The organism is Oceanobacillus oncorhynchi (assembly GCF_000821065.1).
GTDB lineage: Bacteria > Bacillota > Bacilli > Bacillales > Amphibacillaceae > Oceanobacillus > Oceanobacillus oncorhynchi.
In genome coordinates, this window is the sequence record NZ_CDGG01000001.1 from 3,446,403 (window position 1) to 3,465,789 (window position 19,387).

Annotated in this window: 14 protein-coding genes and 2 riboswitches; all 14 genes read left to right on the top strand. The window is 40.4% G+C overall.

Annotated elements, in window-relative coordinates; genetic code table 11:
• Window positions 1–99: 99 nt before the first annotated feature.
• Entirely contained in the window at window positions 100–1,242 is a 1,143-nt protein-coding gene (locus BN997_RS16440; protein WP_042533818.1) for an acyl-CoA dehydrogenase family protein, read from the top strand.
• Window positions 1,243–1,258: 16 nt separating this feature from the next.
• Window positions 1,259–2,614 carry an acetyl-CoA carboxylase biotin carboxylase subunit gene (locus tag BN997_RS16445; RefSeq protein ID WP_042533820.1) on the top strand — a complete coding sequence of 452 codons (1,356 nt, stop codon included), beginning with the start codon at window positions 1,259–1,261 and terminating at the stop codon, window positions 2,612–2,614.
• A 1-nt stretch (window position 2,615) separates the two neighbouring features.
• Window positions 2,616–2,825, top strand: a complete 210-nt coding sequence (locus tag BN997_RS16450; RefSeq protein ID WP_042533822.1) for an acetyl-CoA carboxylase biotin carboxyl carrier protein subunit — start codon at window positions 2,616–2,618, stop codon at window positions 2,823–2,825.
• 21 nt (window positions 2,826–2,846) lie between these two features.
• Window positions 2,847–3,626 carry an enoyl-CoA hydratase gene (locus BN997_RS16455; protein WP_042533823.1) on the top strand — a complete coding sequence of 260 codons (780 nt, stop codon included), beginning with the start codon at window positions 2,847–2,849 and terminating at the stop codon, window positions 3,624–3,626.
• Between the two features lie 22 nt (window positions 3,627–3,648).
• The gene (locus tag BN997_RS16460; RefSeq protein WP_042536216.1) at window positions 3,649–5,178 is read left to right on the top strand and encodes an acyl-CoA carboxylase subunit beta; all 1,530 of its coding nucleotides are present in this window, start codon (window positions 3,649–3,651) and stop codon (window positions 5,176–5,178) included.
• A 339-nt stretch (window positions 5,179–5,517) separates the two neighbouring features.
• Window positions 5,518–5,628, top strand: a riboswitch (SAM riboswitch).
• A gap of 387 nt (window positions 5,629–6,015) precedes the next feature.
• Complete coding sequence (locus BN997_RS16465) at window positions 6,016–6,684, top strand: carboxymuconolactone decarboxylase family protein (RefSeq protein WP_139089122.1); 669 nt, start codon at window positions 6,016–6,018, stop codon at window positions 6,682–6,684.
• A gap of 133 nt (window positions 6,685–6,817) precedes the next feature.
• The gene (locus BN997_RS16470) at window positions 6,818–8,191 is read left to right on the top strand and encodes an LLM class flavin-dependent oxidoreductase (protein ID WP_042533827.1); all 1,374 of its coding nucleotides are present in this window, start codon (window positions 6,818–6,820) and stop codon (window positions 8,189–8,191) included.
• 48 nt (window positions 8,192–8,239) lie between these two features.
• Entirely contained in the window at window positions 8,240–9,751 is a 1,512-nt protein-coding gene (locus tag BN997_RS16475; protein WP_042533829.1) for a sodium:solute symporter family protein, read from the top strand.
• A 437-nt stretch (window positions 9,752–10,188) separates the two neighbouring features.
• Window positions 10,189–13,821, top strand: coding sequence for a dynamin family protein (locus tag BN997_RS16480; protein ID WP_244882392.1), 3,633 nt, complete (start codon window positions 10,189–10,191; stop codon window positions 13,819–13,821).
• Complete coding sequence (locus tag BN997_RS16485; RefSeq protein ID WP_042533831.1) at window positions 13,818–14,714, top strand: 5'-3' exonuclease; 897 nt, start codon at window positions 13,818–13,820, stop codon at window positions 14,712–14,714. Before BN997_RS16480 ends, BN997_RS16485 begins: the two co-directional genes overlap by 4 nt.
• Before the next feature lie 299 nt (window positions 14,715–15,013).
• Window positions 15,014–15,439 carry a PH domain-containing protein gene (locus tag BN997_RS16490; protein WP_042533832.1) on the top strand — a complete coding sequence of 142 codons (426 nt, stop codon included), beginning with the start codon at window positions 15,014–15,016 and terminating at the stop codon, window positions 15,437–15,439.
• Between the two features lie 3 nt (window positions 15,440–15,442).
• Entirely contained in the window at window positions 15,443–16,369 is a 927-nt protein-coding gene (cysK, locus tag BN997_RS16495) for a cysteine synthase A (RefSeq protein ID WP_042533833.1), read from the top strand.
• A 190-nt stretch (window positions 16,370–16,559) separates the two neighbouring features.
• A riboswitch (Lysine riboswitch) is annotated at window positions 16,560–16,740 on the top strand.
• A 239-nt stretch (window positions 16,741–16,979) separates the two neighbouring features.
• Window positions 16,980–17,861, top strand: coding sequence for a 4-hydroxy-tetrahydrodipicolinate synthase (gene dapA, locus BN997_RS16500; RefSeq protein WP_042533835.1), 882 nt, complete (start codon window positions 16,980–16,982; stop codon window positions 17,859–17,861).
• Window positions 17,862–18,032: 171 nt separating this feature from the next.
• Complete coding sequence (locus BN997_RS16505) at window positions 18,033–19,256, top strand: DUF819 family protein (protein WP_042533837.1); 1,224 nt, start codon at window positions 18,033–18,035, stop codon at window positions 19,254–19,256.
• Window positions 19,257–19,387: the final 131 nt, after the last annotated feature.

Here is a 19,387-nt window from a genome sequence, read left to right on the forward strand (position 1 = left end):
GCTCAAGAAAAAGATTTTTATCTTTTCCTTTGCCTAATTCCCAGCTTTTGATAAAATGATAATGTAAGCGTGTTCAATTCGTCAAAAGGGGGTACGAGAATGGATTTTGATTTAACCAAGGAACAAAAGATGATTCAGCGGATGGTTTCTGACTTTGCTGAAAAAAACATCCGTCCAAGAGCAATCGATATTGATGTTAATGCAGCTTTCCCGGAAGATATTTTTCATGACATGGGAGAGCTTGGTTTATTAGGGATTCCATTTCCTGAAAGCTATGGAGGCTCGGGCGGTGACACCGTTTCCTATGCCATCGCTGTAGAGGAAATCGGCCGCCGATGCGGAAGTACGGGCTTAAGTTATGCCGCTGCAGTTTCTTTAGGTGCCAGCCCGATTTATTATTTTGGAACAGAAGAACAAAAGCAGCGGTTTTTAAAACCAATTGCTGAAGGCCGTTCTCTTGGAGCTTTTGGTTTAACAGAACCGAATGCAGGGTCTGATTCCGGGGGGACAAAAACTACTGCTAAATTAGACGGAGACGAATATATTATTCAAGGAGAAAAATGTTTTATTACCAATGCCAGTTTTGCAGATTTTATTATTGTAACGGCAGTCACGAAAAAGGATGCAAATAACAAGAATAAAATATCTGCCATCATTGTGCCGACAGATGCTGAAGGGCTGACTGTCCGCAGTGATTATGACAAAATGGGCGTGCGCGGGTCAGATACCGCAGAAGTCATCTTGGATAATGTCCGTGTTCCCAAAGAAAATTTACTTGGTACAGAACATCAAGGCCATCAGCAATTTTTAAAAACATTAGATGGAGGAAGGATTTCTATTGCGTCATTAGCTGTCGGTATTGGTCAGGCGGCTTTAGACCGTTCCTTGCAGTACGCGAAGGATCGTAAACAATTTGGCAAATCCATTTCCAGTTTTCAGGCGATCCAATTTAAATTAGCAGATATGGCGATGGAAATTGAGCTTGCTCGTAATATGGTTTATAAAGCAGCCTGGTTAAAGGATCAGAATAGAAGCTTTTCCAAAGAGGCAGCATACGCAAAATTGTACGCAACGGAAATGGCATTTCGTGCGGCAAATCAGGCGATTCAAATTCATGGCGGTTATGGTTATATGCGTGAATATGAAGTAGAAAGGCTGCTCAGGGATGCTAAGTTATTGGAAATTGGAGAGGGGACATCTGAAATCCAACGCTTGGTTATTGCAAGACAGCTAGGCTGCTAGAGAAGGAGAGAAGATCATGATACAAAAAGTATTGATTGCTAATCGCGGTGAGATAGCCAGAAGAATTCTTCGCAGCTGCAAAGAATCAGGTATCAGGACGGTAGCTGTCTATTCCGAAGCAGATGAGAATGCTTTATTTAAACAAGAAGCTGACGAAGCTTATCCTATCGGTCCTTCACAAGTGCAGCAAAGCTATCTTCAATTAGATAAAATTATAGAAGTGGCCAAAAAAACAAATGCCGATGCAATTCATCCAGGCTACGGTTTCTTGAGTGAAAGCCCTTCATTCGCTGAACGCTGTAAAGAAGAAGGAATTATTTTTATTGGACCGGAAGCGGCTATTTTAAGTCTGATGGGAAGTAAAATTGAAGCTCGAAAAGCGATGATAGCAGCGGGGGTGCCTGTAATTCCCGGTACTGATCGTGCGGTGGAATCGCTGGAAGAAGCGGTCACTTTTGCTGAGCAAATTGGCTACCCTGTGATGTTAAAAGCATCTGCAGGCGGTGGAGGTATCGGAATGGAGGTTGTTCACACTTCGGATGAACTGCGAAAAGCTTTTGAAAATAACTCCAAGCGGGCCTTGTCTTTCTTTGGGGATGGAGCAATGTTTTTAGAGAAACACATAACAAACAGCAGGCATATTGAAGTACAGGTTTTAGCAGATTGTCATCAGCATACGGTTCATTTATTTGAAAGAGAATGCTCTATTCAGCGCCGGAATCAAAAGGTCTTAGAAGAAGCCCCATCGCCATCTATTTCTGAAGCACTTCGCATGAAATTAGGAGAAACAGCTGTTATCGCTGCGGAGGCAATTGATTATACCAATGCCGGAACAATTGAATTTTTAGTTGATGAATCGGAGCAATTTTATTTTTTGGAAATGAATACACGTATTCAGGTAGAGCACCCCGTCACAGAAGAAATAACAGGGATTGATATTGTCAAAGAACAGATTCGTATTGCCAATCAGCAGGCACTGTCTTTTACACAGGAAGAAATCACCCGAAACGGGCATGCGATAGAAATAAGAGTTTATGCAGAAGATCCCATTCGATTCTTTCCATCGCCCGGAAAAATCACAGCACTGGAACTGCCTGAAGGAGAAGGTGTCCGTAATGAATGTGCTGTTGCATCCGGAGATATGGTAACTCCTTTTTATGATCCAATGATTGCAAAACTGATCGTTTTTGGGGAAAACCGGGCAGAAGCGAGGAATAAGCTGGAAAAAGCGCTTGGTCGATTCAAAATAGAAGGGATAAAAACCAATATACCGATGCTTCAGGAAATTATCACCTATGAGGCATTTAAAAAAGGAAATACACCAACAAACTTTTTAGATAAATATTATCAACCAACTACAGGAGGGAATTAAGATGGAGATTAAAGCATCGATGGCAGGAAATGTGTGGAAGATTACAGTGCAACAGGGAGAGGCTGTGGAAGAAGGGCAGGATGTCGTTATTCTAGAGTCAATGAAAATGGAAATTCCGATTGCTTCAGAGGGAAAAGGGATTTTGAAGGAATGGAAGGTGCAAGAAGGAGATTTTGTTAATGAAGGAGATACGATTGCAATCGTTGACTAAATCAGTTTGGAGTGAACGCCTATGCAACTTGTAAACGTAGAAACAGTGGATAATCATATCGCTGTTATCACATTAAATCGGCCGGAAGCAGCCAATGCATTATCTTTCGCGTTACTAACAGAGTTAGAGAATTGTATTCAAAAAATCAGTACGGATCGTGCTATACGCTGTGTGATTATTACAGCCAGCGGAGAAAAAGCTTTCTGTGCCGGAGCAGATTTAAAAGAACGAAAGGCAATGAATGAGGAGGAAGTTGTTGCTGCTGTACAGAAAATTAGCAGACTTGCCGATTCCATAGAAAAAATAGAGGTTCCTGTAATTGCTGCTATTAATGGCGTCGCCTTTGGAGGCGGACTGGAAATCGCTTTAGCCTGTGACCTGCGCATTGCGGCCAATCATGTAAAGCTGGGGTTGACGGAAACCTCTCTGGCGATTATACCCGGAGCCGGCGGGACACAGCGTTTGCCAAGATTAATTGGAATCGGCCAGGCGAAACTGCTTATTTATACTGCCAAAACAATTTCAGCAGAGGATGCATTAGCCATTGGACTGATTGAGCGGTCAGTCGCCACTTCTTTTTTACAAGACGAAGCAATAAGTATTGCCCGGAAAATAAGCCAAAATGGACCGATTGCTATGAAGCAGGCTAAACAAGCGATTAATCAAGGAATGGATCTTTCGATAGATGAAGCGGTTCAATTGGAACATGCAGCTTATGTAAAACTAATACCGACAAAGGACAGAAAAGAAGGATTGCTTGCATTTCAAGAGAAAAGAAAGCCTGATTACCATGGAAGTTAAAGCCGGAAAGGAGAATGCTTATATGCCTGTGAATCAAGAACTTAAGGAGCGTATAGAAAAAATAAAAAAGGGAGGAAAACAAAAGTATCACGACAGCAATGCTGAAAAGGGCAAGCTTTTTGCTAGAGAAAGAATCCAGCTTCTTTTTGATTCTCATGAGACACTTGAGGATGGTTTATTTGCCAATGCGATGGATGAAGACCTGCCGGCAGACGGCGTGGTTACAGTAACAGGAAAAATAAACGGTCAGACAGTTTGTGCGATGGCAAATGATTCGACCGTCAAAGCAGGAAGCTGGGGACAGCGGACGGTGGAGAAAATTTTACGTATTCAAGAGACGGCTGAGAGGCTGGAGGTGCCCATGGTTTATCTGGTAGACTCTGCCGGTGCCCGAATTACAGATCAAATAGATATGTTCCCGGGAAGAAGAGGAGCGGGACGTATTTTCTATAATCAAATTAAGCTGTCAGGAAGAGTGCCGCAAATCTGCTTATTGTTTGGTCCATCCGCTGCCGGCGGTGCCTATATTCCGGCCTTTTGTGATATTGTTGTCATGGTTGATGGGAACGCATCGATGTATTTAGGTTCACCGCGAATGGCTGAAAAGGTCATTGGCGAAAAGGTTTCTTTAGAGGAAATGGGCGGAGCAAAGATGCACTGTACAACCTCAGGAGTAGGCGATGTTTTAGTAGATACCGAAGAAGAAGCGATTCAATTTGCACAGAAGTACTTAACGTATTTTCCTGCTAATTTTCGTGAGAAGCCAAAAAAAGCAGCATCTGTAGAACCAAAAAGCTTTGATAAGCCAATCAGCGAAATTATTCCAGAAAATCAAAATGCTGCTTTTGATATGTATGAACTGATTGACCGTACAATTGATGAAGGCAGTTTTTGTGAAATAAAAAAGCGGTTTGCTCCAGAATTAATTACTGGGCTGGCCCGTATCAACGGTCAAAGTATAGGAATCATTGCTAATCAGCCACGTGTAAAAGGAGGCGTTCTTTTTACGGATTCAGCAGATAAAGCAACAAAATTTATCCAATTATGTGATGCGTTTGAAATTCCGCTGCTGTTCTTAACGGATGTACCAGGATTTATGATTGGAACAAGAGTGGAGAAGCAGGGAATTATTCGCCATGGAGCCAAAATGCTGTTTGCAATGAGTGAGGTAACGGTACCTAAAATTTCTGTTATTGTCCGAAAGGCTTATGGAGCTGGTCTATACGCGATGTCAGGGCCGGCTTTCGATCCGGATTGCTGTTTAGCCTTTCCAAATGCACAGATTGCTGTTATGGGACCGGAAGCAGCAGTGAATGCAGTAGAAGCAAATAAAATCGCTCAGCTTCCAGAAGAAGAAAGGGAGGCATATATCGCAGAAAAGCAGGCCGCCTATAAAGAGAACATTGATATTTACCGCTTAGCTTCCGAAATGATTATTGATGATATCATTGATCCAGATCATCTTCGGAACGAGCTGACAAGACGTTTCACCATTTATCAGAATAAGAAAAAGCAATTTACCGAGAGAAAACATGGGGTTTACCCAGTGTAAACAAATAATGGAAACGCTTAGGCTAGAATGTGGTCTAAGCGTTTTTACTGAAAACAAAAAAACATTAATTCACCATAATTTTATTATGTAAACTAAATGATGAATTTTAAGGACACGATGAAAAAAGCTGCTCAATCGATTTAGCATCGTACTCTATAGCAGGAAAATATAATTACATGTGATAAAACAACCAGTCGCCGCTTACAGCAAAAAGATATCTGCTAATATTATCAATAGATTTTGATCAAGAAACGCTTCATTAAATTAAAATTTCCACTTGACATATTTTTTAGAATTCGATAACATATGAAGAAATCTTAAAAAACTAAATAATGTAATTCCTTATCAAGAGCCGGGGGAGGAACTGGTCCTATAATCCCGCAGCAACCATTACTGGAAACGCAGTAAAATGGTGCTAATTCCAGCAAGTTTTCACTTGAGAGATGAGGCAGTGTGTAAAGAAACCCTCTTCTCCTGGAAAAGGGGTTTTTTCATTTTTAAACAAGGGTAGGGAGGGAATAATTTCAAAGGGGCAAGCATGGCTTAAAACCGAGTAATTAGATAGGTAAAGTTTAATTATTATGGTGGCTGTAAGAAAATTAACGAGATGGATTTACAATTTGTATGATTTTATCGCAGCACAAATCAGTGGGCAAAGGAAACAGACCAGGTTCACGATGTCCTAGGACTGAAACTGGGACTGGGACTGCGATTACTCGTCCCATCGAAGAGCTTTTGCGATTAACCGTCCTATTATAAAGAGTTGTGCGTCGAAAAACCTTCACTAATTGAAGTTTCACTGTATGACAAACCAAAATTTTAAATGTATGAGGAGAGATTTCATTGACTAAAACAGATAGTTTATATCAAAAATCTTATTTTAACCGGATAACAGAATTAAAAGAATATGCACCGGAAGCGTTTCAAACTTTTTTTGCTTTTAACGATAAAGCATTAGCTGAGGGTGAATTATCAGTTAAATTAAAGGAATTAATTGCGGTAGCCGTAGCGCACATTACGGGGTGCCCGTACTGCATTGATTTACATGTGGGGAATGCTAAAAAAAATAACGCTGATAAAGAGGAAGTAACAGAGGCCATTTTTGTTGCAACAGCTCTAAAGGCTGGTTCAGCGGTTGCTCATGGTGTGAATGCGCTAAATGCGTTTGATGAAGAGGAAAAAGACGAGCTGTACAAAGCATCCTATTTTAATAGATTAACCGAATTTGGTGACATTGATGCGGATACATTCAAGGCATTTGCTGCTTTTGATCATAAATCTATCAAAGCAGGCAAATTGACCGAAAAGGAGAAAGAGCTTATCGCGGTGGCATCAGCACATACCACAGGCTGCCCGTATTGCATTGATCTGCATACGAAAAACGCCAAAAAAACAGGATCCAGCCTAGAGGAAATATCAGAAGCGATTTTTGTGGCAGCAGCTTTAAAAGCCGGGTCCGCAGTGGCACATAGTGTGAATGCCTTAAATGCTTTCGATGAATCTTAAGTAATCAGCAATTCAGAAGTAAGGGCCGATACCAAAATCAATGGCTGACTGCATCAAATGAGAGATAGTCAATTATAGATTTTGGTGAAGCGGTCAAGATGAAAATTTATGAGAAAAGGAGCTTATCGAAACGATGACAAAACAAATTCACCTGAATGGATTTATTCAAAATTCACCTTCCCCTCACTCGACAGGATTATGGAAGCATGAAAAGGACGAGGGGACAAAACATAATGACCTGTCATATTGGATAGAAACAGCAAAAATCCTGGAACGCGGTAAATTTGATGCCATGTTTATTGCTGATGTGCTTGGAACCTACAGTGTATATGAAAATAGTCATGAAGCAGCTGTCCGGCATGCTGTACAGCTTCCGGCTCATGATCCATTGATTCCGATTTCTGCTATGGCGGCTGTCACTGAAAATCTCGGCTTTGCGCCAACAATTTCTGCTACATATGCACAACCATACGCACTCGCAAGGCAGCTATCTACACTGGATCATTTAACGAATGGAAGAGTTGCCTGGAATGTGGTGACTTCTTATTTAGAAAGCGAGGCAGTCAATCTTGGCCTTTCCAGCCGTCTTCCTAAGGAACAGCGCTATGACCGTGCAGATGAATTTCTCGAAGTCGTTTATAAACTTTGGGAACACAGCTGGGATGACAATGCTGTTGTTCATGATGGCGCAAAGGATACATTTGCACAGCCGGATAAGGTTCGTTTGATTAATCATGAAGGTGAATTTTTCAATGTACCTGGTCCGCATTTGGTTGAACCTTCTCCGCAGCGTACGCCTGTTTTATTCCAAGCAGGAGCTTCACCAAAAGGAAGAGATTTTGCAGCGAAACATGCAGAGGCGGTTTTTACTAAAAATCATTCCTTGGATGCGTTAAAGGCCTATGTTGCAGATATTCGGAAACGAACAGAGGAACAGGGCAGAAATCGGCAAGATATATTTGTTTTTCCTATGATTTTGCCAATCATTGGGTCAACGGAAGAAGAAGCGCTGGCAAAGTATGAAGATTTAACAGACCACGTCAGCTACGAAGGAACTGCGTCTCTCCTTTCCGGACATACAGGAATCGATTTTTCAAAATATAATCCGGATCAGTATATTGAAGATATACAGACAGAAGCAGTACAGGGAAATCTGGATATGTATACAAAAGATCCTAATAAGAAATGGACACTGCGGGAAGCTGTTAAAAATCATGGACTCGGCAATGGTACGGTGAAATTTATCGGAACACCTGAACAAATTGCAGATCGAATGGAAGAATGGGCATTTGAAGGTGACGTGGATGGTTTCAATATCGCGCAGACCTATTCTCCGGATACATTTCGGGAATTTGTGGATTTAGTTGTTCCTGAATTGCAAAAACGCGGCATTTACCGGACTGAATATGAAGGGAAGACGCTTAGAGAAAATATGTTTGGAAATGGAACACCCCATTTACCCGATAATCATCCTGCGCGAAAGCTTGGCAGCTTTCAGCCGAGATAACGGAGAAGTACATTTCCTGTTTTACTCGTATGTGCAAGGAGGTCAGAGATGAGTACAATTATGCTTTATACATGGATCGGTTTTGCAATATTTCTAGCTGTCATGCTGATCCTTGGTTACATAAGTGCTAAAAAAACGAAAAACATCAGTGATTTCGCTACAGGCGGCGGAAGTCTGGGACCCTATGTACTGGGCCTGTCCTTTGCTGCTACTTATCTAAGTGCAGCAACTTTTCTGGGTTACCCGGGATGGACTCATGACTGGGGATTGTCTAACCTCTGGCTGTTTTTGGCGATGATCGGCGGCGGGCCAATAGGAGTGCTGATGGTAGCTAAAAAAGTAAGAAAGCTGAATACAAAACAAAAGTCCCTTTCCCTGCCGGATTGGCTTGGTGACTTCTATAATAGTGATATTTTAAGAGTGGGAACTGGGCTGATTTTACTTTTTAACATTTTTTATATAGCAGCTCAGTTTGTAGCAGGAGCAAGAATTTTTGAATACCTTTTGGGGATGTCTTATACAAGCGGATTGATATTTATCGCAGTCATTGTTGTTCTGTATGTTTATGCCGGAGGAGCATTTGCTGATATTTATACAGATGCTGTCCAAGCGGTTATGATGGCAATTGCAGGCTTAGCTATATTTATTTCCGGAATTATTATTTTCTGGGAAGGAAGTGTTACAGCAACCTTCACTGGCATTACAGATAATCTCAGCGTGCAGAATGGGAATTTAGTAAGCGTATTTAACCCTGATTCGCTCCATTTCTATTCGTTTGGAGCAATATCTGGCGCGATTATTATTCAGTGGGCCTTTGCTTCTGCACCGCATTTATTCAATAAAGTGCTTGGCTTAAAGCATGAAAGAGACCTGGGAAAAATGATTCTAACCTATGTTATTACCGCAGCCTTTTGTTTGCTTGTTCTTTTTGGAGGATTATACAGCAGAACAGCGCTTGGGGACAATGTTGCAGCCGCTGATTTAGCATTGATGGAGTACGTAGTTTGGGCCTTTCCGGCAATCTTTGTAGCTCTTTTTGGAATCGTTATTCTTGCTGCAGCCATGTCCACGACGGACGGGATATTCGTCTCCATTTCTACGGTGTTCGCGAACGACATTTTCCTGAAATTCCTCGTGAAAAAGAAAATTATCAAGCTAAGCAGTGAGAAGGCGCAGAAAATTGCGCTGAAAATCAGCCGTCTAGCTGTTCCACTGGTAGGGTTGATCGCCTTTTTAATTGTATTGCGGCCGCCCGCATATATGGGCGATGTCATGTGGATTGGGATTTCTGGTATTGCTGCAGGAACGATGGGACCGATATTACATGCTATCTATAGTAAGAAAAAAGCTCCAGCAAGAGCGGCAGAAATCTCGATGGCAGCAGGTCTGTTTTCCTACCTTCTTATTTACTTTACTGGTATTATCCCAAGTACCATGTCTGCAGGCGCAGCGGCTACTTTTATCGGTATAGCAACGATTACGATTCTAGCAAAAATATTGAAAAATCCTTCTTTACCACAAGAGAAGGAAACAGAAAAAAATCAGGCCCGGGCAAATTAAAGAGGGGGTGAGTATGGATGTTTGTTAATCCGATGCTTTCCGTATGGCTTTACGGATTTATTTTTTGTCTTATTATCATCGGAATCTCCCTTTGGAAAGGCTATTTTAGAAAATAAAATAATCATAACATGCTGTTAAATGATAAAGTAATAGATTGATAACCTCCTGCTTGCAGGGGGTTATTTATATGTTGTTGTGTTTGCATACTGTGTTTGCTCGTCCTATCGAAGGGCTTTTGTAAGACACCCGTTTTAAAAACAAAGAAGGCTTGTCAGTTTCACTTTATCAGAATCTGATTAGCACCTAGAAATCAAAACAAATATTGCGTATAATGAAGGTGTTATATAAAGTACTTAAACCACACCTCGTAAAGACAGAAAGACACGTCATAGACGTTAAAAGTAGATATGAATAAGTTGAAAAAGGGGTAAAGGCTTGTGATCACGTATATGGAAAAAAGAGTAACAGAACAACAAATTGCGTTTCTCTATAATGAAATGAAAAACAAGGGAGATCAGGTAAATGCAGATAAGATGCTTGATATCTTGGAAAAATACGTTAACCAAGAGTTTATTATCACCTTAACAGGTCATTTTTCTGCCGGGAAGTCTTCTTTGATCAATCATTTATTAGGAGAAGAGATTTTAGCGAACAGCCCGATTCCTACCAGTGCGAATGTTGTTAAAATCTCATCTGGAGAAGGTGCTGTCAATGTGTTTTATCACAATGGAGACGTGGTGGAATATCACGAACCGTATAACCTGGAGCAAATCAAGCAGTTTGCGACCAATAAAAATGATATAAAAAAAATGCATATCAGCACAGGGGATAACATTTTGCCGCCGGATACGGCTATTTTAGATACGCCGGGAATTGATGCTGCAGATGACGTAGACCGGATGCTGACAGAAGCTTCACTTCATTTATCGGATTATCTTATTTATGTAACGGATTATAACCATGTGCAATCCGAAGTGAATCTATTATTTTTACAGGCAATGCAGGAAAATGAACTGCCATTTATGATTGTTATCAACCAGATAGACAAGCATAATGAAGCAGAATTGCCTTTTGTCGAATTTGATAAAAAAATTAAACAAACGTTTGATCAATGGAATCTGCACCCTTCTTCCATTTTCTACACATCTCTTAAAAATTCGGAAGCACCGCACAATGAGTGGTCAGAGCTGAAAGATAAAGTGTTTCATATGCTGCAATCGAAGCATGAGTATATGACGATGGAGGCAAGCATTCGACAAATTGTGCGTGACCATAAAGAAAAGGTGCATCGGGAAATGTCGAATCAGAAAGCATCCCTGGATGACGTTGATGAAGCATTATTGGCTCAGAAAATAGAAAGCTTAACAAACGAAATTGAAAATCTGGAGCAGCAGCCGGAAAAGATAGCAGCCGGTTTTTTAACGGAGGTGGATCAGACTGCGAAAAATGCTTATCTGATGCCAGCTGATTTAAGAGAGCTTGCGAAGGAATATTTAGAATCTGTACAGTCTGATTTTAAGGTCGGCGGGTTATTCACTAGCAGTAAAAAAACAAAAGAAGCTAAATTAGAACGAAAACAAAATTTCATGGAAGCTTTAGAAAAGAATGTCGAGACAACATTAAAATGGAAGCTTCGTGATAAGTGGTATGAGTATATTGAAAGCAACCAGCTCGACTCTTCCTATCAGGAGAAAGGAGTTTCTTTCCTGGAATGGACATTAAGTGATGAGCTGCTGGAAAATAATTTGCGTAAAGGTGCTACGATAAACGGCGACTATGTTTTAAATTATACAAATGAAATTGCAGCCAGTTTAAAATCATATTTTAAGAAACAGATGAGACAGCTGGCTAATGAAGTGAAAAAAGAACTTGAAAATAAAAATGAGAGTAAATTAAATGAGTTAAAACAAGCATTGGAGGAATGGCAGAAGAAAGCATCAGAACGAAAGGCTAATCAGGCGCTTGATAAGGAAGAGTCAGCTTATTTCAACTATTTAGATGAGGCGGAAGAACACCCGGAAGTGCCGGCAGAAATTATTACGGAAATGAACGAGGAGCTGCAAGCCCGCCAAGTGATTCCAGAGCAGGGCACAGCTGCTTTGGAAATATCTAATGAGGAAATACCGGCAGATGAGCCTGAGGAGGCACAAGAAGCCTTAGAGAAGGAATGGCATGATAATACAGCTCAGGATGTCGTCCGTGATATTGATCATGTATTGCAGCTGATTCAATTGCCGGGATTCGAAAGCTACCAGCAGGATTTAAAGAAACGAAAAATATCTCTGACAGAGCGTTCCTATACGATTGCTTTATTTGGTGCCTTCAGTGCCGGAAAATCATCCTTTGCCAATGCCATTCTTGGGGAATGTGTCTTGCCGGTTTCCCCGAATCCGACAACCGCTGCGGTCAATCGGATTCGTCCGGTTACCAGTGAAAATCAGCACCGGGATGTTATAGTAACCTTTAAATCCGAGGAAATGCTGGCCGACGATATTCAAACACTGGCAAAAGAATGTGAACCGCCGGAAGCTTCTCTGGACGAGCTGATTACATGGCTGAAAACAGAGAACGTGCTGACAGATGCGCGTTTGCCAAAAATGTATCAGGCTTATTTACGTGCGATGCTGGAAGGTTATGAAGAGGCAAAACCGGCAATTGGCACTCCGATAAAAATAACCTTCGATGATTTTCAGTCATATGTGACAGATGAAGAAAAAGCGTGTTATATTGCATCGATGGATCTTTTTTATGATTGTGAAGTAACAAGGCAGGGAATTACGCTTGTAGATACACCGGGTGCAGATTCGATTAACGCCAGACATACCAATGTATCCTTTGAATATATTAAGCATGCAGATGCTATTTTATATGTGACCTACTATAATCATGCTTTATCCCGTGCAGATAAAGATTTTCTGATGCAGCTGGGACGTGTAAAGGATGTATTTGAGCTGGATAAAATGTTCTTCATCGTCAATGCCGCAGACCTTGCCAGCAATTTGGCAGAATTAAATCTGGTAACCACTTATGTTAAAGAACAATTAGCGCAATTGGGAATTCGTTTTCCACGTCTTTACCCAGTTTCCAGCAAGCTTTCTTTGGCAGAAAAAACAGACCAGAAGACCTTGAACGAACAGATGGAGGCTTTTGAAACACGGTTCTATGACTTTATTCACCATGATTTAACTGCCCTTGCGAAAAGAGCTGCAATCAGCGATATTGAACGTTCCGGGGAGGCATTGGACCAATTTATCCAATCCTTAAAACTGGATCAATCTGCAAAAAAGAAACGGAAAGAAACATTAGAGAATGCGTATCAGCAACTTGTTCAACATGTAGAAAAACGGGATATCTCTTCGACCGAAAACCGCTGGCATCAGAAATTAGAAAAGCAAACGTACTTTTTGAATGGACGTTTTACCATCCGTTTTCATGACCTGTTTAAAGAAATTTATAACCCGACAACCATTACAGAGTCTGGAAAAACAGGACGGGAACAGCTCACAAAGCAATTTGAACAGCTGGTTCAGTACATGGAATCTGAATTGCATCAGGAATTATTAGCGATTTCTTTACGGATAGAACAGCTGTTAAAAAGCTTGTTAAAAACCAATCAGCAAGAAATGATTGAAGAAGCGAAAAAACTGGATCCGGTTTTTTCCATTTCGGAGTGGGATATGACGGCTTTTGACACACCGGATATAACGATAAAACTATCGATCAACAAGCAGAATGAGCTGCAAAAATTATTTGCTAAGTTTAAAGATACGAAAACCTTCTTTGTTCAGAATCAAAAAGAAGAAATCAAAGAACAGCTTTATACAATTATTGAATCAGACATCCAAGCATTTGTAGAAGAAGGCGGAAGGTTAATTCAGTCTTCTTACCAAGCGCAGTGGGATAAAGGAATAGAACAGGAAAAAACAACGCTTGTACATGAAGCGGATGTCCTTTATCAGCAATTTATTGACCGTCTGTTTGTAGAGGTGGATATGGATGATTTAATGGAAATGAAACAACAGATGGATGTTATCCTGACTGGATACAGAGAGGAAGGAAATGAAGTATGACAACAAAAAAAGTTTTATTAGTAGATGGCATGGCGCTCCTGTTTAGGGGCTTCTTCGCCACTTCTTTCCGCGGAAATTTTATGTATAATTCAAAAGGAGTTCCGACAAACGGAGTTTATCAGTTTTTACGCTATTTAACAGATGCCATTCATACATTTGAACCGTCTCATGTGGTTTGCTGCTGGGACATGGGGAGCAAAACCTTCCGCACAGAAATGTATAACGGCTATAAAGCCAATCGGGATGAACCGCCGGTGGAACTGATTCCGCAGTTTGATTTAGTAAAAGAAGTAGTAGAATCCTTTGATATTCCTAATATCGGTTTAGAAAACTTTGAAGCAGATGATTGCATGGGAACCCTTGCCAATATGTATAATCCGGAAAATGATGTGTTTATTTTGTCAGGAGATCAGGATTTGCTGCAATTAGTCAAGGAGAATATCCGCGTGATTATTATGCGGAAAGGTCAGGGGAACTATGAAGTCTTTGATAAAGATAACTTCTATGAGAAAAAAGCACTTACACCAGCACAAATTATAGATTTAAAAGGGTTAATGGGAGACTCCTCGGATAATTATCCAGGGGTAAAAGGAATCGGAGAAAAAACAGCCTTGAAATTATTACAGGAATTCGGAACCATTGATGAATTAGTAAATAATATAGAAAAGCTTCCAAAAGGGGTGCAAAATAAATTACAGACAGATATGGATATGCTCTATTTATCCCGGACGCTTGCCGAAATTAAATGTGATGTTCCGATTAGTTGTGATTTAGAGGATTCTAAATGGAATTTTAAAGAAGAGAAAGTGACATCAGCATTAGATAAGCTGGAATGGAAGCATGTAGACCGGTTACTGGCACCTATAAAGGATCAAACATCTGTATCGTTTTAATTTATCTTTAGAATAAACTGGGGTATCCTTTGTGCCTCCCCTGGGTATAGAGAATACCCCTCTTTTTGCTTTTGTCTGTACTCTCTGTTTCGGATGAGAATGTACATAACCTCTAGTATATCTTCCTTTCTATAAAGCCTGAAATTATTTTTGTTCTTTTTAAAGAACATATTGTGAGTCAGTATAAGTTTTCCTTATTGTTAAAAAAATAACAGAAACGGATTGCTGAAGTTTGGTATAAAGTCATACAAAAGCTATAATAAAAGAAGGAATATTGTTCGAATGAATGGGGGAATTGAATGTATTTTAAATCAAAGAAGGATAAATGGATGGCAATCGTTCTCTGGGCTATTGTGATTAGCGGGGTGCTCATTCCCCTATTCAGGGGCCAGGTGATCAATGTAGCGATTATGCTGCTGTTATGCGGTATATTGCTCTGGTTCTGGTTCCGCACGGGGTATAAAATTGATAGAGATCGGTTAATTGTTTATTATGGCCCTATCCGGCAAACGATTTATATAGAAAATATGGAATTGATTCTTCAATCTAAGATGCCGCTAATTGCACCGGCATTATCATTGGACCGTATCCAGATTCGAAGCGGAAAATATGATCTGATAGCTATTTCGCCCAAGGATAAGCTTGCTTTTGTAGAAGAATTGGCGAAGTTAAATCCAAATATTTCAGTAGATAAACGTTTATTAAAGGATGAGGAAGGAGAATAAAAAATGAGAGTAGCGGATAATATTACAGAGCTCGTGGGAGATACTCCTATGATAACACTAAATAAACTGCAGCCTGAAAATGCTGCAAAGATATATGTGAAACTGGAAATGTTTAATCCAAGCGGCAGTGTGAAGGACCGGGCTGCAGTGCATATGATTCATATTGCTGAGCAGGAAGGACTGATAAAGGCCGGAGATACGATTATTGAGCCGACAAGCGGAAATACTGGAATCGGATTGGCCATGGCTGCCTCTGCAAAGGGATATCAGGCGATTCTGGTAATGCCGGATAATAGTACGCAGGAAAGACGAAATCTTTTGAAAGCATATGGAGCCAAAGTGGTTTTAACACCAAGCAGTGAAAAAATGCCGGGCGCTATTCAAAAAGCATTAGAATTGCAACAAGAAATACCAAACAGTTTTATTCCACAGCAATTTAAAAATATAGCAAATCCAGATGCGCATCGTAATACAACAGCACTGGAGATTTTAAATGATTTGAATCATCAATTGGATGCGTTTGTTTGTACTGCGGGTACAGGAGGAACTGTAACAGGTACAGGAGAATCGCTAAGATCTTATATTCCGGATTTGCATATTGCTGTGGTGGAGCCTAAAGGTTCTCCCGTACTATCCGGCGGAGAGCCTGGTTCGCATAAATTAGTGGGAACCAGCCCGGGTTTTGTTCCTGAAATCTTAAACACATCGGTTTATGATGAAATCATTCAAATCAATGATGAGCAGGCATTAAGTTTATTAAAAGAGCTTGCCCAAAAGGAAGGCCTGTTTGTCGGACCATCAGGAGCGGCTGCTATTTATGCAGCTACAGAAGTTGCCAAGCGCATGGAACCTGAGCAAAAGGTGGTTTGTATCGCACCTGATACCGGAGAAAGATACCTGTCTATGGATTTTCTGCAAGAGGAAGAATAGAGGGGCGGGGGAATCACCTATTTTTTTATTTTGCATAGTTTACCAGTAAAGAAACTTCATCATGTTTTTTTAACACCATGGAGGATGCGCACGCTGTAAAGCTTTTTTGGCTCTTTTGAAAAAACCTCTATTTTTCAATTGTGTTTCTCTGTTATTCTTGCTATAATACAGACAAATTCATTATTCATAGGTGAACGGTAGAGGTGCAAAAACCATTAGTAAATATGCTGAGACAGAATAGGCTGACGATGAAGCATATGGAAAGGGGAATTTGCCGAAGTATAATAAGCCTTATTCTTATTATACTGGTACTGGTATTGAATAAATCCAGTGCTGTCATATAGGAAACTATGTGGAGGGCTATCAGCTGAGAGGACATTAAGTGTTTAAGCAGCAGCGGTCTCCGTTGGTGCTTTTTATTTTGTGGAAATAATTGAAGTAATGCATGATGATAAGAGAAAAGGACCCTGAAAAAGTTGGAACAAACAATAATACGGATTCTGCTTATCTTTATTACTTTCCACCCTCTAGTTTTTAAGGCACTTTACTTCGGTGCTATCCGTCTATTTTTCATCAAAGAATGTTGATATTATATAAAGGGTGTGTTGTTATGAATTTTGGAAAAGTGGTTACGGCGATGGTAACGCCATTTAACGAACAGCAGGAAATTGATTACGGGGCATTAGATCAGTTAATCGAGCATCTTATCGAAAATGGTTCAGACGGATTGGTGGTAGCTGGAACAACTGGAGAGTCACCGACTTTATCAGATGAAGAAAAACTGGCATTATTTTCACATACGGTACAAAAAGTAAATGGAAGAATTTCAGTAATTGCGGGCACCGGTTCTAATCAGACGAAAGGGTCTATTGCGTTATCACAAGCAGCTGAAAAAACTGGTGTGGATGCGATTATGCTTGTAACGCCTTATTATAATAAACCTTCTCAGGACGGTTTATATGAGCATTTTAAAACAGTGGCTGATTCCGTTCAGCTGCCGGTCATGCTATATAATGTGCCTGGCAGAACTTCTGTTGATCTGGCGGCAGATACCGTTATTCGTTTGGCTGCGGTTGATAATATTGTGGCGATCAAAGATGCAAGCGGCAATATGGATAAGATAACTGAAATGGCGGCCCAAACAGATGCAAGCTTTTCTGTATACAGCGGAGAAGACGCTTTGACCCTTCCGTCTCTTGCAGTTGGAGCTATAGGCATTGTTTCGGTTTCCGGGCATGTTATCGGCAATGAAATGCAGGAAATGATTGCTGCATATGAGCAGGGAGCCGTGAAAAAAGCTGCTTCCATACATCAGCGGATTCTGCCGGTCATGCAGGAAATGTTTGCAGCACCGAGTCCAGCTCCTGTAAAAGCAGCATTAAATCGCAATGGTGTCCATGTCGGCGGTGTTCGCTTGCCGCTGCTTCCATTAAATGATGAGCAGCTGCAAGCGTTAAACCATAAATTAGCGTTATTAGAGCAAGTGAAATAATCCTGTTGAAAACCTCTCTGACAATGGTTAGAGAGGTTTTTTTGATGGGGATTTTTCTGCATCATGATAGGTTAATTTCAAAAAAACACTCCACAATACCTAACAAATATTTAAAATGAAGTGGTAAAATATGATACATACAACCGAAAATAGAGAAGGGGTGGGGAGTGGATGAAAGAAACATTGATTCAAGCAGATGATAGCATTACGCTTTGGGGGATTATCATTATTTGGGCGTCTGTCAGTATTTTTTTAGAACAACGCTACAGCTGGGCTTCCAAGGTGACTGGGGCCATTATTGCATTAGTCGGGGCGATGGCTTTATCCAACTTTGGAATTATTCCCACAGAATCGCCGGTATATGATGCAGTATGGTCTGTTATTGTACCGTTAGCAATACCGCTTTTGTTATTTCACGTTAATCTTAAAAAAATATGGAAGGAAAGCAGCAGATTGTTGCTCATTTTCCTATTGAGCTCCATTGGCACAGTTGCAGGAACGATTATTGCATTTTTTACTTTACGGAATCACATACCTTTTTTAGACCAATTGAGTGGGATTTTCGGTGCTTCCTATATTGGAGGAGGCGTGAACTTTGCTGTTATGGCAGCTAAATTCGAAACCCCGGGGGAAATTATTTCTGCCGCTGTTGTTGCGGATAATTTAATGATGGCACTGCTGTTTATTATTCTAATGATGATTCCTGCACTTCATTTTATCCGTAAACGTTACCCGACGCCGCATGTGGAAGAGGTAGAAAAGAATCAATCGGATGATGATAAAACGTTGGCAGAAAGCTTCTGGAAAAGGAAAGAAGTTTCTTTGAAGGACATGGCACTTTCGATTGGAACAGCTTTTTTTTTAGTTATAGTTTCCTTAAAAATTGCCGAATTTTTTGCCGGGATTATTCCAAGTGGAGAAGAGGCTTCTTTCTTCAATAATCTGTTGAATGGAATTATCGGAGATCAGTATTTAGTATTAACGACGCTTACCTTTGTCGCTTTAGCAGTATTTCCAAATTATTTTTCCGGATTAAATGGCAGTCAGGAAATAGGAACGTATCTGATTCACATCTTTTTTGTCGTAATCGGAATACCTGCTTCTATCACGTTAATTGTTCAAACGGCACCATTATTGCTTGTTTTTGCATTTATTATTGTAGCAATCAATTTAACGCTGTCTCTTATTTTTGGAAAACTATTCCGGATGAGTTTAGAAGAAATCCTGCTGGCAAGCAATGCAAATATCGGCGGACCAACTACTGCAGCCGCGTTTGCGATTGCGAAAGGATGGAGGCAATTAGTCGGTCCGATATTAATTGTTGGGACACTGGGTTATATTATTGGAAACTACATTGGAACTTTCCTTGCAGTGTGGTTTGGGACCTTGATGTAGGAAGAATAGAAAATCCGTTTCTGTTATAAATACAGAAGCGGATTTTTTCATTTACGTTGACGTTTTCCTGAATAAAAAAGGTTTAGATTTGTTGAAAGTAATTTGGAGATAGTATAATTTATATAAGTCAG

What these genes read in the sequence shown, in the direction of transcription:
- BN997_RS16450 (WP_042533822.1), top strand. Translation starts at nt 2,616, where the DNA reads ATGGAGATTAAAGCATCGATGGCAGGAAATGTGTGGAAGATTACAGTG.
- BN997_RS16455 (WP_042533823.1), top strand. Translation starts at nt 2,847, where the DNA reads ATGCAACTTGTAAACGTAGAAACAGTGGATAATCATATCGCTGTTATC.
- BN997_RS16440 (WP_042533818.1), top strand. Translation starts at nt 100, where the DNA reads ATGGATTTTGATTTAACCAAGGAACAAAAGATGATTCAGCGGATGGTT.
- BN997_RS16505 (WP_042533837.1), top strand. Translation starts at nt 18,033, where the DNA reads ATGAAAGAAACATTGATTCAAGCAGATGATAGCATTACGCTTTGGGGG.
- BN997_RS16470 (WP_042533827.1), top strand. Translation starts at nt 6,818, where the DNA reads ATGACAAAACAAATTCACCTGAATGGATTTATTCAAAATTCACCTTCC.
- BN997_RS16490 (WP_042533832.1), top strand. Translation starts at nt 15,014, where the DNA reads ATGTATTTTAAATCAAAGAAGGATAAATGGATGGCAATCGTTCTCTGG.
- BN997_RS16475 (WP_042533829.1), top strand. Translation starts at nt 8,240, where the DNA reads ATGAGTACAATTATGCTTTATACATGGATCGGTTTTGCAATATTTCTA.
- dapA (WP_042533835.1), top strand. Translation starts at nt 16,980, where the DNA reads ATGAATTTTGGAAAAGTGGTTACGGCGATGGTAACGCCATTTAACGAA.
- cysK (WP_042533833.1), top strand. Translation starts at nt 15,443, where the DNA reads ATGAGAGTAGCGGATAATATTACAGAGCTCGTGGGAGATACTCCTATG.
- BN997_RS16460 (WP_042536216.1), top strand. Translation starts at nt 3,649, where the DNA reads ATGCCTGTGAATCAAGAACTTAAGGAGCGTATAGAAAAAATAAAAAAG.
- BN997_RS16485 (WP_042533831.1), top strand. Translation starts at nt 13,818, where the DNA reads ATGACAACAAAAAAAGTTTTATTAGTAGATGGCATGGCGCTCCTGTTT.
- BN997_RS16445 (WP_042533820.1), top strand. Translation starts at nt 1,259, where the DNA reads ATGATACAAAAAGTATTGATTGCTAATCGCGGTGAGATAGCCAGAAGA.